Raw genomic sequence first — 14,577 nt, forward strand, 5'->3', positions numbered from 1 at the left:
CGGGCCTTCAATGGCTCGTTGCTTTTTATGGAGAAGCGAAAGTGTCCAGCGCATTCGAAAGCACGATATTCGACGACCCCATCCTGAACGTCATCCACCTACTGAACTCCATTGCCCAAGAGAACCCGGAGGCCATTTCACTGGCCTCCGGTCGACCCGATGATGAGCAGTGCGACCCTTCGCTCATCGACAGGGGCCTGGCCCAATACAAAGATCACGTTGCCGGCACCGAACAGTCACTTGCGACGCTGCTCTGCCAGTATGGAAAAACCTCTGGAATCATCAATGAAATAATCGCCAGCCATTTGCAGGTGGATGAAGCGATCAACGTTTCCGACCCTGAAAGCATTGTGGTGTGCATGGGCTTTCAAGAAGCCTGCACCTTGACGCTCCTGTCCATTTTTGAAGGCAGTGGGGTTTTATTGGTACCTGACCCGGTGTTTTCCGGCATCACGGGTATCGCAAAACTGCTGGGTATAAAAATAGTCCCCGTCCCCATGACGACCTTTCTTGATCCGATCGCCCTGCGCAGGCTCATTGAAGCGCTGGAATCCAGAGGTGAAAGAATCAAGGCGCTTTATGCGATTCCTGATTTCAGCAATCCTACCGCCGACAGCCTTTCCCATGACAACAGAAGAGCCATGCTCTCCCTGGCCGATGAAAAGAACTTTTTCATCCTCGAAGACACTGCCTACCGCTACTTCAGGTACGAAGGCGATGCCATTGCGTCCATGAAGTCCATCGATAGCCGCCGAGTGTTCTTGCTGGGCTCGTTTGCCAAATCGATTTTCCCGGGCTTGCGCATGGGCTATGTGGTCGCCCCAGAGGGCACTGGGGTCATGTCCTTCAGCAGCCGATTGTGCAAAGCCAAAAGCCTGATCACGGTGAACACCCCTGCCTTGTGCCAAGCGGTTGTCGCAGGCCTGCTGATCGAGCACAACTACTCGTTGAAAGGACTGAACCAACCCAGGGTGCTGTCTTATACAAAGAAAAGAAATCACATGCTTGAATGCCTTGAGCGCGAATTTCCATTCAGGATCGGCGCTCAAAGAGCGGTCAGCTGGAATCATCCGGCAGGCGGCTTCTTCATCAATGTGCAGCTGCCTTTCGTCTTTGGATATTCTGAAATGCGCGAGTGCGCCAGGCTGTTCAAGGTGATTGTATTTCCCACCACCTTGTTTTCGCTGATGAATGAGGCCACCACCCAGGTCAGGCTGTCGTTCAGCAATGCAACCGCCTCGCAAATCACCCAGGCGATAGGCCGTTTCAGGGCGTACGTCGAGTTCAGACTGCAGTAAAACGTCCCCATGCAACGCAGGGGAGATACCAGGCTTATGCCTCGCTCAGCGAGGCATAAGCTCCAGGTCAGGTTCCCGTGGCGAGCATGACGCCAGTGGCGACCTGGTAGGCCCCCAGGATGGTGATGGTTGCCCCTGAAAAGTAGTTGATCAGCCTGAGCTTTGATTCGGCAATCCGCGCCTTGAAAATGGAGGAGAACCCACTCAACCCCAGCCACCAGGCCGCCGAACCCAGGAAGATACCGGTCACCATCGGCAGCAAGGCGTGCTGGCCGCCTTGGTCACTGGCCATGCCGTCACTCAATGCGGCAAATATCGCGATAAACGACAAGATGGTCATGGGGTTGGACAGCGTCAGGAACAGCGTGGTCGAGTAGGCTTTGAACATATTGGCCCGCTCGCCCGCCATGGCCGTCGAGCCGCCCTTCGATCGTATTGTCTGATAGCCAATGTAGGCGAGGAACAGCCCTCCAAAGATACACAACCAGGGTTTGAAGCTGATGAGCGTCGCAATGATGGCCGTGACACCCAGGGCACCGATGAATCCATAGATCGAATCGGCTGTGGCCGCGCCCAATCCCGTCGCGAAACCGGCTCTCCACCCAAGCATCAGGCTTCGCTGTATGCACAACAGCCCAATGGGTCCTACAGGGGCTGCAATGCACAGCCCAATGACCATCGATTTAACGAAAATCAGCATAAATGCATCTCCAGAATGGGTACTGGAAGGTTAGGAGAAGTGCATTTCTTTAGGAATGAACTATTAATCTTCCTAAGCGTTTTCCCTTAAATTTTGCAGGAAGTACTCTCACCTTCCCTTCAATATTAAGGAAAATCGTTGCCAGCCCCGCAGACAACGCAAATCGCTCGTTAAAGGCCCTTGAGCGCCGGATACATAACCTTGGGCATTTAAATGGCTTTTTTACGCGCATAAAAAAACGCCGCTCAAATGAGCGGCGTCTTTTTGAATTTGGAGCGGGAAACGAGACTCGAACTCGCGACCCCGACCTTGGCAAGGTCGTGCTCTACCAACTGAGCTATTCCCGCAAATGGCGTCCCCTAGGGGACTCGAACCCCTGTTACCGCCGTGAAAGGGCGGTGTCCTAGGCCACTAGACGAAGGGGACACGCTGCCCGGAACACATGGTGTGTGTTCCAGTGCCCAGACCCGCCTCCGAAGACTTGGTTCTGGTTTCACTCAGCCCTGCCCGAAAGCAACGCTGTTTAAAATTGGAGCGGGAAACGAGACTCGAACTCGCGACCCCGACCTTGGCAAGGTCGTGCTCTACCAACTGAGCTATTCCCGCATTGGCGTCCCCTAGGGGACTCGAACCCCTGTTACCGCCGTGAAAGGGCGGTGTCCTAGGCCACTAGACGAAGGGGACACACGTACAACATTCACTACTTATAGCGTTTGGCTGAGTGCTTTACGCTGTAAGTGGCGCGCATTCTATGGATGGATTGAAGGGTCGTCAACCCCCAGATATAAATTTATTTAAATCAATGACTTCGCCCGGTTTGGAGGCGATCCGGACATTTTGCCCGCCCGGTCTCTGACGCCTATATTCTGTCACCCGCCGAGACGCTATAGTCGCGCCCGGCAAATGATGGCAATGTGCACCCACCCGGTTATGCTTCCCATAAACAGCACGACGCCCGTCTAATCGCGTCGCTCGGGCCTATGCGCTTAAAAGCCAAGCCACTACACTCATGACATGCGTACCACAATAAAGAGGTCTTACCGGTGACACCACTCATGATCACCCTGCTCGTCGTAGCCGGGATCGCCCTGTTGATCGCCATTGGCTACATGAACCACGTGGTGGAAAACAACAAGCTGGAAAAGGCCCGCACCAAGGTAGAACTCAACGACCGCATGCGTCGCTGTGGCGAGCTCACCGAAACCTTCCCCGGGCAATTGATGACCCCGGCCCTGAAGTTGTTGATGACGCGCCTTGAGATGAACGTCTGTCAGCGCTTGCTGAACCTGGACAAGACCAATTCCGCGGTCAAGGCACGCCTGGACGAGTTGAGCGCACTGGCCGCCCAGGGTGAATCGATCCCGGTGAACAATCCACCGGCACCGATCCAGACCGAAGCCAAGGCCAAGGACGTACGGTTTCTGCTCGAGGCCTTGCACGGCCAGATCACCCGCGCCGCCCAGGACGGTTTCCTGCCGCCTAACGAAGCCAAGCGCTGGATTCGCGAAGTACGGCACATTCTGGTGCTGCTGCACATCGAGTTCTTCAACAACCTCGGCCAGCAAGCCCTGCAGCAAGAACAACCCGGGCAGGCCCGCCTGGCCTTCGAGCGCGGCGTGCAGTACCTGCGCAAGCAACAGGAACCCCAGGTCTACGCCGAACAACTGGCCTACCTGGAGAAACTCCTGGCCCGCGCCAATGCCCAGGTCCTGGCCAGCACCCAGCCGGTCGAAGGCGAGGTCAACCAGTTGACCGAAGGGCTGAAGGACGCCGAAGTCAACGACGAGTGGAAGAAGAAGAAGGTTTACGACTGAGGATTCATTGTCGGATACGAATCATTTGTGGCGAGGGGATTTATCCCCTCGCCACAAGGGGTTGCGTCGTCTTTGTCACAACTTGAAATGCCCCACCATCCCTTTCAGCTCAACCCCCAACTGCGCCAGCTCGATGCTGGAAGCGGCATTGCCGCGCATCGCCAGGGAGGATTGATCGGCACTGGCGCGAATGCTGGTGACACTGCGATTGATCTCCTCGGCCACCGAACTCTGCTGCTCGGCCGCCGCCGCGATCTGTTGGTTCATCTGCTGGATCAGTGATACCGCCGCCGCAATACTGCCCAAGGCGCTTTCGGTCTGCAGTGCATCGCTGACCGCCATCTTCACCAACTCGCCGCTGCTCTGGATCTGCTGCACGGAAGCCTGGGCCGCTGAACGCAAGGCGCTCACCAGTCGCTCGATCTCCTCGGTGGACTGTTGCGTGCGCCTGGCCAACGCCCGCACCTCATCGGCCACGACCGCAAAGCCCCGGCCCTGCTCCCCGGCCCGGGCCGCCTCGATAGCGGCATTGAGCGCCAACAGGTTGGTTTGCTCGGCCACGCTCTTGATCACACTCAGCACCGTGCCGATGTTCTGGATCTCGGCGCTGAGGCTTTCGATGCTGGAGCTGGCCGACGTGGCCGAGTCGGCCAACTGCTCGATGCGCACCATGCTCTGACGCACCACTTGCTGGCCGCTTTCGACCTTGTCGTCGGCAGTCTGGGCCGCTTGTGCGGCTTCTTCCGCGTTGCGTGCCACATCATGCACAGTCGCCGTCATCTGGTTCATCGCCGTGGCGACCTGCTCGGTTTCCTCTTTCTGGCTGCTGACTTCCAGGTTGGTCTGTTCAGTCACGGCCGACAGCGACTGGGCCGAATTGGCCAACTGCTCGATACCGGCCTGCAGGCCGCTGACGATACTGCTCAGCCCCGCGCCCATCTGTTGCATCGCCTGCATCAACTGACCAATTTCGTCCCGGCGCGTCACTTCGACCGTGGCGCTCAAGTCACCCGCCGCAATCTGCTGGGCCACGCGAATGACACTGCGCAGCGGCGTCACGATCAGCCGGGTTATGACCCACGCAGCGATCAATCCCACCAGCAACGCCAGGGCCGACGAACCGATGATCAGCAGTGAATTCTTCTTCAGTTCGGTCTGCATGGCATGGTCTTCGGCACTGAAGGCCTGGTCAACCCGCGCCACCACTTGATCGGCCCGCTCGTGCAGTTGCTGGTAGACGACTTTTTCCTTCGCCAGCAGGCCGGTGTATTCGGCCAATTGTTCATTGAACCCGGCGATATGCCCGGCCACTTCATTCAGCACGGTCTGGTAACCGGGGTCCTTGACGGTGGTCTTGAGCACTTCGGCCTGTTTCATCGCCTGCTCGGCCTGTTCGATGCTGCCTTCTGCGGCGCCCTCGACATTGCCTTTGCGGCTCTGGTCCAGGCGGACCCGCGCTTCGTTCATGGCCTGCAACATCAAGCGTGATACTTCGCTGACCTGGTTGGCCTGCTCGATGAACTCGGCCCCCTCCTTGCCCTCGGAATCTTTCAAGGTATAGGCGCCGTCATCCGCCAGCCCGGCCTGCAACACATCCAGGTTATTGGCGACGCTGGACACCGACCAACTGGCCATTTCCAGCGCCAGGTCCTTGCTCTGGCTCAACCCGACAAATTCGTCGAACGCCTTGCGATACGCGGCCAGCGCCTGCTCCACGTCGTTCATCACCGGCACGTTGGCAGCCGACTGCACCTTGAGTTCGTTCGCCTGGGCCAGCAGTCCATCGACGCCCTGGCGCAGGGCATCGGCCGTCTTGGGATCGGAGCGCGAGGCGTATTCCTGCTCCAGCAGCCGAACCTTGAGCAACCCGCTGTTGAGGGAGGACATCTGTTTCAAGCCATCGAAGCGATAACTGATGGTCTGCAGGGACCAGACACCGATGGCCGCGACCACCGCGGTCAGCAACAGCACCAGGACAAATCCGATACCCAGTTTCTTTGCCATACCCAGGTTGGCAAAACGTCCTTGCACGGCCGAAATCATTGCGCTCAGTCCTCTGCCAGTGTGTGTTGATTGCAGATTCGCAACGAGACGCCCTGCAGCACAAGATGCTGGCGTCGGAATAATGGCAAAAAGCTACAGCCGCGTCGTTTTCAGGACACTAGAGGTCGATCCAGAGCCGCGGCCCGGAAGAACGCCTGCGCCCTGGGGTCACGGGCATACGCCACGTTGATCCGTAGCCAGTCGCTGTCGGCGCCCGAAGGGCTGAATGCGCTACGCGAAGACAGCAGCACGCCGAAACGCCTGGCCAGACCTTGTACTCCAGCGTAGTCACACAATGGCGGTCTTGCCCAGATGAAAAGCCCGCCGGCCGGTTTGCCGAAGACCTCCCAATCGGCGTCTTCCAGAACCTGCAACAGCGCCGCCATATCGGCGCCCAGGCGCTGCCGCTGGCGCTGGACCAACTTGCGATAGGCACCATTGGCCAGAAGGCAGGCAAGGACCGACTCACAGAACCGCGATCCACCCATGCTGGTAATACCCTTGACCTCGCTCAGGCGCGCGATGATGGAGGGCCCGGCCACCACGAAACCGACGCGCAACGAACTGCTCAGGGTTTTCGAGAAGCTGCCCACGTAGACCACCTCGGGGTCCAGTGCCGCCAGCCGGGTCCGTGCCGAGCTCTGGAAATCGCCATAGGCATCGTCTTCGATCACCAGTACGCCGTGTTCCTTCGTCAATTGCAGCAGCCGTTGAGCAACAGCCGGAGCCAGGCTGCTGCCAGTCGGGTTATGGCAGGCGCTGTTGACGAACAGCGCAGTGGGCCGGTGCATCGTCAACAGGTCTTGCAGCGCATCGACGTCCGGGCCGCGCGGGGTCCTGGGCAATTCGATCATGTCGATGTCGTGCAACCTGAGCAGGTCGAACAGGCTTGAATAGCCGGGGTTCTCCACGACCACGCAGGAACCCGGCGGCAACAGCGTCCGTACGATCAGGTCCAGCCCGTGGGTCGCTCCGGTGGTGGTCAGGATCAGGTCTTTATCGGCCTCGATATTGAATTGTTTCAAGCGCCTGGAAAGTTGCTCACGCAGGGCGGGCAGCCCCAACGATGTGCTGTAGTTGAACAATCCCGCCATGTCGGTGCGAGTGACCTGACGGATCGCATAGCCCAGGTCATCGCTTTCGCGCCAGCTCTCGGGCAGCCCGCCACACCCCAGCTTCAATTCCCATTGCGAGCTGTCGCCCCCGTCGGCGAACGTGTCCTGCTGTCGATTCTGATCGTTGGGCTCGGGCCCGGGCGACGGGGGTGGTGCGACAAAAAAGCTGGAACCATGGCGGGACGCCAACAGGCCCTGGGCGACCAGGCGTTCACACGCTTCATTGACGCTGGACTGGCTGAGCAGGTTCTCCCGCGCCAGTTGACGGACGGATGGCAGCCGAGTTCCCGGTTGCACCGCATCCTGTCGGATCCAGCCGGTCAGCGCGTCGACGATTTGCTGCACGACAGGCACCAGGGCCTGTCGGTCGATTCTCAACTCCATGAGTAACCAAGCTCCTAAGCGTTTGTTTTATTTCCGGAAACAGTTAAGCACAGGCCGCTATGGGACGATGTACGACAACGTCGCCAAAACCGTCGATTCTCACCCTTTGAAACACATTGAGGGCCGTTCCGAGGTTTTTTCGGCCCTACACGAAAAAGCCCGCAACCAGTGCGGGCTTCGTCCTACAAGCTGAGGGACACGTCCTCAGAACGCCGTGACGCCGCCGTCCACCGCCAGGGAATGGCCCGTGGTGAAAGCCGCCCCGTCGCTGCACAAATACAGCACGGCGCTGGCGATTTCCTCGACTTTGCCGATACGTCCCACCGGGTGCATGGCGTTGGCGAACTCGCCTTTTTTCGGGTCCGCTTCATAGGCACGACGGAACATGTCGGTGTCGATCACCGCCGGACAGACTGCATTGACGCGAATCTTCTTCTTGGCGTATTCGATGGCGGCCGATTTGGTCAGGCCGATCACTGCATGCTTGGACGCCGCATAGATGCTCATCTTCGGCGCCGCCCCCAGGCCCGCCACCGAGGCCGTGTTGACGATCGCCCCGCCGCCTTGGGCCAACAGCAATGGCAACTGGTACTTCATGCACAGCCAGACGCCCTTCACATTGACCCCCATGATCGCGTCGAACTCATCAAGGGTACCGTCGGCCAGCTTGCCCTTCTCGATCTCGATCCCGGCGTTGTTGAAGGCGTAGTCAAGGCGACCGTAGGTCTTGATCACCTCGTCCATCAGCTGCTGCACATCGGTTTCCAGCGTCACGTTGCAGCGCACGAACACCGCTTCGCCGCCCGAATCACGAATCGACTGTACCGTGCCCTCGCCGCCCGCCACGTCCAGGTCGGCCACCACCACCTTCAGGCCCTCTGCCGCGAACGCCAAGGCAGTGGCCCTGCCGATGCCAGCGGCGGCGCCGGTAACCACGGCGACCTGTCCGGAAAACGTCATGCTCATTGTCTGTTCCTCGAAGAATGCGGGAGATGCCGCCAGTCTAGTCACAGGTCCCGAGGACGCGGCAGCACTATCCAACTGCCGTTTGAGCATTCATGGGCGCCAGTGATAAGCCCCCCAGGCGAACTATCACTGTGTTGGATCGAACTGCATTCGCTGTACCAGCAAACCTTGCGACAAATGCTTCGAAGGTCTATCAACAAGGCTTCATTCATCTTGAGTGCCCGCCATGACTGCCCAGACCAATCGCCAGTTCCTGCTCGCCAAACGCCCGGTAGGCGCGGCGACCCGCGAGACTTTCACCTATCAGCAAGTACCGGTCGGCGAACCGGCAGCCGGCCAGATCCTGGTGAAAAACGAATACCTGTCGCTGGACCCGGCCATGCGCGGCTGGATGAACGAGGGCAAGTCCTATATACCGCCGGTCGGCATCGGCGAGGTGATGCGCGCATTGGGTGTCGGCCAGGTAATTGCCTCGAACAACCCGGGGTTCGCGGTCGGGGACTACGTAAACGGTGCGTTGGGGGTGCAGGATTATTTCCTCGGCGAGCCAAGAGGTTTCTACAAGGTCGATCCGAAACTGGCTCCGCTGCCACGTTATTTGTCCGCCCTGGGCATGACGGGCATGACCGCCTATTTCGCCCTGCTGGACGTCGGCGCGCCCAAGGCTGGCGAGACCGTGGTGCTCTCAGGGGCCGCCGGTGCGGTGGGCAGCATCGCCGGGCAGATCGCCAAGATAAAAGGCTGTCGCGTGGTGGGCATCGCCGGTGGAGCCGACAAATGCAAGTTCCTGGTCGATGAACTGGGTTTCGACGGCGCCATCGACTACAAGAACGAAGACGTCCACGCCGGCCTCAAGCGCGAATGCCCCAAGGGCGTGGACGTGTATTTCGATAACGTCGGCGGCGACATCCTGGATGCCGTGCTCAGCCGCTTGAACCTCAAGGCCCGCGTGGTGATTTGCGGCGCCATCAGCCAGTACAACAACAAGGAAGCGGTGAAAGGCCCCGCCAACTACCTGTCGCTGCTGGTCAACCGGGCGCGCATGGAGGGCTTCGTGGTCATGGACTACGCCGCGCAGTTCGCCGCCGCCGGGCAGGAAATGGCCGGCTGGATGGCCAAGGGGCAGCTCAAGAGCAAGGAAGACATTGTCGAAGGGCTGGAGACATTCCCCGAGACACTGACCAAATTGTTCAGTGGGGAGAACTTCGGGAAGTTGGTATTGAAGGTCTGACACAAAACAACTGTGGGAGCGAGCTTGCTCGCGATGGGGCCGTGTCAGTCAACATTGATATGACTGACATACCGCTATCGCGAGCAAGCTCGCTCCCACATTGGGGATCTTCGGTGTTTGGTCAGGCCAGTTCGGCCACGACCGCCGCCAGCGCCTTGGCCGGGTCGGCGGCCTGGCTGATCGGGCGACCGATCACCAGGTAATCGGCACCGGCGTCCAGCGCCTGGCGTGGGGTCAGGATGCGACGTTGGTCGTCCTGGGCACTGCCCGCCGGACGAATCCCCGGGGTCACCAGTTGCAGCGACGGGTGAGCCGCCTTCAGGGCGCTGGCCTCCAGGGCCGAACAGACCAGACCGTCCAGGCCGGCCTTCTCCGCCAGCGCCGCCAACCGCAGCACCTGCTCCTGGGGCTCGACGTCCAGGCCGATCCCGGCCAGATCCTCGCGCTCCATGCTGGTCAGCACGGTCACGCCGATCAGCAACGGTTTCGGGCCGCTGCGCTGATCCAGCACTTCACGGCAGGCCGCCATCATGCGCAGGCCACCGGAGCAATGCACGTTGACCATCCACACACCCATCTCCGCAGCCGCCTTGACGGCCATGGCGGTGGTGTTGGGAATATCGTGGAACTTCAGGTCCAGGAACACTTCGAACCCCTTGTCGCGCAGGGTCCCGACAATTTCCGAAGCGCAACTGGTGAACAGTTCCTTGCCGACTTTGACCCGGCAAAGCTTGGGGTCCAACTGGTCGGCCAGCTTCAGGGCGGCGTCACGGGTGGGAAAATCCAGGGCGACGATGATGGGCGTCTGGCAGGCGGACATGAGCGGGCTCTCAGGCAAGTCGAAATCGGCGCGCATTGTAGCGGAACGAGCGCCCGTGCGGGACCCGATGATCGGTAAATCTCATCGTCCCCCTGCAGCATGGACGATACCGGCCTTTGTGTCGAAGCCGATACACTCATGACATGCGTACAACACGTCCACACGCTACCGTCCGCCGCCGCAACCCGTCCTTTCAGCGCTTCACGCCTCACGGCACGAAGCCTATGCTGAGGGCTCAACCTCGCCGCCTACTTTGCGGTTGGCAGCCTACCTGGCAGATGATGCATCCATGCAGAACACCCCTGTTGCAAATTCTGACGATCAAAAAGTGCTCGACGATGACAAGCGCTGGAACACCCGCGCGCTGATCGTCGATGACGACGTGCCGATCCGCGAGCTGCTGATCGACTACCTGGCCCGCTTCAGCATAAGGGCTAGCGGCGTGACCGATGGCGCGGCCATGCGCCAGGCGATGCAGGCCGAACACTTCGACGTGATCGTGCTCGACCTGATGCTGCCGGGTGAAGATGGCTTGCAGTTGTGCCGCTGGCTGCGCGCCGAATCGGACATCCCGATCCTGATGCTCACCGCCCGCTGCGAGCCCACCGACCGCATCATCGGCCTGGAGCTGGGCGCCGATGACTACATGGCCAAGCCGTTCGAACCCAGGGAGCTGGTGGCGCGTATCCAGACCATCCTGCGTCGAGTGCGCGACGACCGCAGCGAGCAGCGGGCCAATATCCGTTTCGACAACTGGCGGCTCAACAGCGTACTGCGCCAACTGATCTCCGCCGATGGGCTGGTGGTGCCGCTGTCCAATGCCGAGTTCCGCCTGTTGTGGGTCTTCATCGAACGGCCGCGCCGAGTGCTCAGCCGCGAACAACTGCTGGACGCCGCTCGCGGGCGCTCCATCGAGGCCTTCGACCGCAGCATCGACCTGCTTGTATCACGCCTGCGCCAGAAGCTGGGCGACGACCCCAAGGCCCCGCAACTGATCAAGACCGTGCGCGGTGAGGGCTACTTGTTCGACGCGCGGGACATCGGTTGATGCAACTGCGCCTCGACTCCCTGTTCGGCCGCCTGTTTGGCGTGCTGTTGCTGGCGATTGTCCTGGCGCATCTGTTGGCGTTTGCCTGGTTTTCTCACTACGACAGACCGCCTCCCGGGCCACCGCCGCAATTTTCCCGACAAGCCGAAGGCCCCCCGCGCTTCGGCCCGCCCCCTAATCGTCCTGCGCGGCCCTGGTTCGGCGGCCCGGTGGTGCCGCTGACCTTTCAATTCGTGTTCCTGATCGTCGCGGCCTGGTATGGCGCCAAGCTCCTGACCCGCCCCATCCAGCGCCTGAGCGATGCAGCCGAGCGCCTGAGCGAAAACCTCGACAGCCCGCCGCTGGATGAAAACGGCCCCCGTGAAGCGCGACAGGCGGCCCATACGTTCAACCTGATGCAGCAACGGATTCTCGAGCAGGTGCAGCAGCGTTCGCGCATGCTCGGCGCGGTGTCCCATGACCTGCGCACGCCGCTTTCGCGGCTCAAGCTGCGCCTGGAGCAGATCGATGACATCAAGCTGCAAGGCCAGATGCGCCAGGACCTGGACGATATGATCGGCATGCTCGATGCCACCCTCACCTACTTGCACGAACAACGCACCAGTGAAGCGCTGCAATGGATGGACGTGCAGGCCTTGGTGGAATCGTTGAGCGAAAACGCCCAGGACCAGGGCGCCGATGTGCAGGTCAGCGGCACCTGCGCGCCGCTGCAGGTGCAACCGATGGCGTTGCGTTCGTGCCTCAACAACCTCATCGACAATGCCCTGCGCTACGCCGGCCATGCCTTGATTAGCCTGGAAGACCAACATAAGCAGGTGCTGATTCGAGTCATCGACCATGGTCCCGGTATCGCGGCGGACAAACGCGAGGCGGTGTTCGAACCGTTCTTTCGCCTGGAAGGCTCGCGCAACCGCAACTCCGGCGGCGTCGGCCTGGGCATGACCATCGCCCGGGAAGCCACCGAACGCCTGGGCGGGCAATTGATCCTGGAAGAGACGCCAGGGGGCGGGTTGACGGCGGTGATCAGCCTGCCTCGTCTCTAAGCCCTCTTATCTCCCCTGTGGGAGCGAACGCTGTGTATTTCTCTCGGTACAAACCCCACATACCCACGACAACTACCCCGCCGAGGCTGCATAAGCCGGTGCACTCACCGGCTATCCCAGCCCAAGGAGAGCGCCCATGATTGGTAGCGTCAGCAGTTACTCGACCTATACCAGCACCAGCAGTACCGCAACCAGCAGTGCCCGCAGCCAGCAGTTTCAAAAGGAACTGCTGAACAAGCTCGACAGTGACGGCGACGGTTCGGTCAATCAGGAAGAGTTGAGCACCGCCCTGTCGCAAAAAAGCGACGACGGCATCCTGGTCAGCCTGAGCGACAATTTTGGCGACCTGGACAGTGACGGCAGTGGTGACCTGAGCAGCGAGGAAATGGCCGCAATGGCGCCGCCACCTCCTCCACCACGCGACCAGGCACCGAGTACCGAACTGGCCGATGCGCTGCTCAGCGTCCTGGACACCGACGGTGATGGCGTGGTCAGCAGCGATGAGTTGAGCAACGGCCTGGCCAGCACGGACAGCGATGCCGACAGCCAGCAAGTGTTCTCGGCGTTGGACAAGAATGAAGACGGCACTGTCAGCCTCGACGAACTCGCCGCCAGCCTTGCGCCACCGCCACCGCCACCACCGCAACAGGCCTCCAGTGAAGAGTTGTTCAGCCAGCTCGATGCCGATGGCGACGCCACCGTCACCGCCAGCGAACTGAGCAGCGCCTTGCAGGCCAGCAACGGTACGTCCACGAGCACCGACACCAGCGCGATGCTGATGGAAGCACTCGACAGCGACAGCAGCGGTGGCGTCAGCAGCGACGAATTCAACAACGCCTTGCAGGCCGGTCGCCGCAGCGACAGCTCCACCGAACAGGCCAATGTCAGCGAGGCGTTGAACAGAATGATCGCCAACCTCAGCCGGCAATACTCGCTGGATAACGTCGCCACTGTAGGGAAACACCTGAACGTGGCGACCTGATTCACCGGCAAGCCTGGATTGAAACTCACTTGTGGCGAGGGGATTTATCCCCTCGCCACAAAGGTTTGTGCTTGCCTCTGGGGTGGGTTACCGCGCCTGGCTCTTGCTCCAGTCCGTCAACAGGCTATACGCCACCGCCAGCAGGGTCGGGCCGATGAACAGGCCGATGAAACCGAAGGCGATCAACCCGCCGAACACCCCCAGCAGCACGATGACCAGGGGCAGGTTTCCGCCACGGCTGATCAGGTACGGCTTGAGCACGTTGTCCACGCCACTGATGATGAACGTGCCCCAGATGCCAAGAAACACCGCCATCCCGTACTCACCCTTCCACGCCAGCCACGCCGTGGCAGGGATCCACACCAGCGGTGGCCCCATGGGGATCAGGCTCAACAGGAACGTGACGATACCCAGTACCAGCGCCCCCGGGACCCCGGCGATCAGGAAGCCGATCAGCGCCAGCACGGCCTGGGCTGCCGCAGTGCCAATCACGCCGTTGACCACCCGTTGCACCGTACCGGCCACCAGTTCGATGTAGTAACCGGCGCGGTCGCCGATCAGACGCTCCAGCAACCCGTGGACGAACACCGCCAGGCGCGGGCCGTCGCGATAGAAAAAGAACACGAACACGATGCTCAGGGTCAGTTCGAGTATGCCGCCGCCGATCTGCGCACTGCGGGCCAGCAGCCAGTTGCCGACCTGTCCCAGGTAAGGCCTGGCGGACACCATCAGCGCGGCCCCCTGCTGGTCGATGCTGTTCCAGATGCCGACCAGCCGTTCGCCCACCAGCGGTACACCGGCCAACCAGGTCGGGGCTTCGGGCAGGCCGTCGACCTGGGCGTCCTTGATGAATGCGGTGGCATCGCGCACATGGTCGGCCAGGTTGAAACCCAGCCACACCAGCGGCACCGCCACCAGCAACATCCAACCCACCGTCAGCAACGCCGCCGCCAGGGATTCGCGGCCATTGACCCAGCGGGTCAGCAGGCGCATCAGCGGCCAACTGGCGAACGCCAGCACCGCGCCCCAGAACAGCGCCGACCAGAACGGCGCCATGACCCAGAGGCTTGCACCGAACAACACCAGGAGGAGGATCTGCACCAACAGCCGATCGTTATTGATCATGTAGGGTC

At 60.7% G+C, this 14,577-nt stretch carries 12 protein-coding genes, 4 tRNA genes and 1 pseudogene; 6 read left to right on the top strand and 11 right to left on the bottom strand.

What is annotated here, in order from left to right; genetic code table 11:
* Positions 1–41 precede the first annotated feature (41 nt).
* On the top strand, positions 42–1,298 hold the full coding sequence (locus F7R20_RS19265) for an aminotransferase-like domain-containing protein (protein ID WP_003204353.1): 1,257 nt from the start codon (positions 42–44) through the stop codon (positions 1,296–1,298).
* A 67-nt stretch (positions 1,299–1,365) separates the two neighbouring features.
* On the opposite strand, the gene F7R20_RS19270 is transcribed toward F7R20_RS19265, so the two are convergent.
* The 5 genes from F7R20_RS19270 to F7R20_RS19290 form a co-directional block, all read right to left on the bottom strand.
* Positions 1,366–1,998 carry a LysE family translocator gene (locus tag F7R20_RS19270; RefSeq protein ID WP_003204356.1) on the bottom strand — a complete coding sequence of 211 codons (633 nt, stop codon included), beginning with the start codon at positions 1,996–1,998 and terminating at the stop codon, positions 1,366–1,368.
* A 271-nt stretch (positions 1,999–2,269) separates the two neighbouring features.
* Positions 2,270–2,345, bottom strand: a tRNA-Gly gene (locus F7R20_RS19275).
* 3 nt (positions 2,346–2,348) lie between these two features.
* Positions 2,349–2,424 (bottom strand) — tRNA-Glu (locus F7R20_RS19280).
* A gap of 104 nt (positions 2,425–2,528) precedes the next feature.
* Positions 2,529–2,604: transfer RNA gene (locus F7R20_RS19285), tRNA-Gly, on the bottom strand.
* A gap of 2 nt (positions 2,605–2,606) precedes the next feature.
* Positions 2,607–2,682: transfer RNA gene (locus F7R20_RS19290), tRNA-Glu, on the bottom strand.
* Positions 2,683–3,053: 371 nt separating this feature from the next.
* Here F7R20_RS19290 and F7R20_RS19295 point away from each other — a divergent pair.
* Positions 3,054–3,812, top strand: a complete 759-nt coding sequence (locus tag F7R20_RS19295; RefSeq protein ID WP_003204357.1) for a hypothetical protein — start codon at positions 3,054–3,056, stop codon at positions 3,810–3,812.
* A gap of 75 nt (positions 3,813–3,887) precedes the next feature.
* On the opposite strand, the gene F7R20_RS32365 is transcribed toward F7R20_RS19295, so the two are convergent.
* From F7R20_RS32365 to F7R20_RS19310, 4 genes and pseudogenes are all read right to left on the bottom strand, one after another.
* Positions 3,888–4,769: a methyl-accepting chemotaxis protein gene (locus F7R20_RS32365; RefSeq protein WP_371128556.1), complete on the bottom strand. Its 882-nt coding sequence runs from the start codon at positions 4,767–4,769 to the stop codon at positions 3,888–3,890.
* Positions 4,749–5,855 (bottom strand): annotated as a pseudogene (locus F7R20_RS32370) (HAMP domain-containing protein); the annotation flags it as partial. The gene F7R20_RS32365 and the pseudogene F7R20_RS32370, both read right to left, overlap by 21 nt.
* A gap of 110 nt (positions 5,856–5,965) precedes the next feature.
* Entirely contained in the window at positions 5,966–7,354 is a 1,389-nt protein-coding gene (locus F7R20_RS19305; RefSeq protein WP_003204362.1) for an aminotransferase-like domain-containing protein, read from the bottom strand.
* A gap of 204 nt (positions 7,355–7,558) precedes the next feature.
* Entirely contained in the window at positions 7,559–8,320 is a 762-nt protein-coding gene (locus F7R20_RS19310) for an SDR family oxidoreductase (protein WP_003204364.1), read from the bottom strand.
* Between the two features lie 226 nt (positions 8,321–8,546).
* On the opposite strand from F7R20_RS19310, the gene F7R20_RS19315 reads away from it, so the two are divergent.
* Positions 8,547–9,551: an NADP-dependent oxidoreductase gene (locus tag F7R20_RS19315; RefSeq protein ID WP_003204366.1), complete on the top strand. Its 1,005-nt coding sequence runs from the start codon at positions 8,547–8,549 to the stop codon at positions 9,549–9,551.
* Between the two features lie 121 nt (positions 9,552–9,672).
* Here F7R20_RS19315 and pyrF read toward each other — a convergent pair whose 3' ends face one another.
* Positions 9,673–10,371 (bottom strand): orotidine-5'-phosphate decarboxylase, encoded by a 699-nt coding sequence (gene pyrF / locus F7R20_RS19320; protein WP_003204369.1) that lies wholly within the window; start codon positions 10,369–10,371, stop codon positions 9,673–9,675.
* Between the two features lie 289 nt (positions 10,372–10,660).
* On the opposite strand from pyrF, the gene F7R20_RS19325 reads away from it, so the two are divergent.
* The 3 genes from F7R20_RS19325 (at position 10,661) to xopAW (ending at position 13,444) form a co-directional block, all read left to right on the top strand.
* Positions 10,661–11,419, top strand: a complete 759-nt coding sequence (locus F7R20_RS19325; RefSeq protein ID WP_003204371.1) for a response regulator — start codon at positions 10,661–10,663, stop codon at positions 11,417–11,419.
* Positions 11,419–12,462, top strand: coding sequence for a sensor histidine kinase (locus F7R20_RS19330; RefSeq protein WP_003204373.1), 1,044 nt, complete (start codon positions 11,419–11,421; stop codon positions 12,460–12,462). The genes F7R20_RS19325 and F7R20_RS19330 overlap by 1 nt, the downstream gene beginning before the upstream one ends.
* 136 nt (positions 12,463–12,598) lie before the next feature.
* The gene (gene xopAW / locus F7R20_RS19335; RefSeq protein WP_003204375.1) at positions 12,599–13,444 is read left to right on the top strand and encodes an EF-hand domain-containing protein; all 846 of its coding nucleotides are present in this window, start codon (positions 12,599–12,601) and stop codon (positions 13,442–13,444) included.
* A gap of 87 nt (positions 13,445–13,531) precedes the next feature.
* Here the strand turns inward: xopAW and F7R20_RS19340 are convergent, their stop codons facing one another.
* On the bottom strand, positions 13,532–14,569 hold the full coding sequence (locus tag F7R20_RS19340) for an AI-2E family transporter (protein WP_003204378.1): 1,038 nt from the start codon (positions 14,567–14,569) through the stop codon (positions 13,532–13,534).
* Positions 14,570–14,577 lie beyond the last annotated feature (8 nt).

Origin of the sequence: Pseudomonas brassicacearum subsp. brassicacearum (assembly GCF_008801605.1) — a bacterium.
GTDB classification, from domain to species: domain Bacteria; phylum Pseudomonadota; class Gammaproteobacteria; order Pseudomonadales; family Pseudomonadaceae; genus Aquipseudomonas; species Aquipseudomonas brassicacearum.

Coding starts and splice junctions, on each gene's coding strand:
- F7R20_RS19270 (WP_003204356.1), bottom strand. CDS start 1,998: ATGCTGATTTTCGTTAAATCGATGGTCATTGGGCTGTGCATTGCAGCC.
- F7R20_RS19295 (WP_003204357.1), top strand. CDS start 3,054: ATGATCACCCTGCTCGTCGTAGCCGGGATCGCCCTGTTGATCGCCATT.
- F7R20_RS32365 (WP_371128556.1), bottom strand. CDS start 4,769: ATGCAGGCGATGCAACAGATGGGCGCGGGGCTGAGCAGTATCGTCAGC.
- F7R20_RS19305 (WP_003204362.1), bottom strand. CDS start 7,354: ATGGAGTTGAGAATCGACCGACAGGCCCTGGTGCCTGTCGTGCAGCAA.
- F7R20_RS19310 (WP_003204364.1), bottom strand. CDS start 8,320: ATGAGCATGACGTTTTCCGGACAGGTCGCCGTGGTTACCGGCGCCGCC.
- F7R20_RS19315 (WP_003204366.1), top strand. CDS start 8,547: ATGACTGCCCAGACCAATCGCCAGTTCCTGCTCGCCAAACGCCCGGTA.
- pyrF (WP_003204369.1), bottom strand. CDS start 10,371: ATGTCCGCCTGCCAGACGCCCATCATCGTCGCCCTGGATTTTCCCACC.
- F7R20_RS19325 (WP_003204371.1), top strand. CDS start 10,661: ATGCAGAACACCCCTGTTGCAAATTCTGACGATCAAAAAGTGCTCGAC.
- F7R20_RS19330 (WP_003204373.1), top strand. CDS start 11,419: ATGCAACTGCGCCTCGACTCCCTGTTCGGCCGCCTGTTTGGCGTGCTG.
- xopAW (WP_003204375.1), top strand. CDS start 12,599: ATGATTGGTAGCGTCAGCAGTTACTCGACCTATACCAGCACCAGCAGT.
- F7R20_RS19340 (WP_003204378.1), bottom strand. CDS start 14,569: ATGATCAATAACGATCGGCTGTTGGTGCAGATCCTCCTCCTGGTGTTG.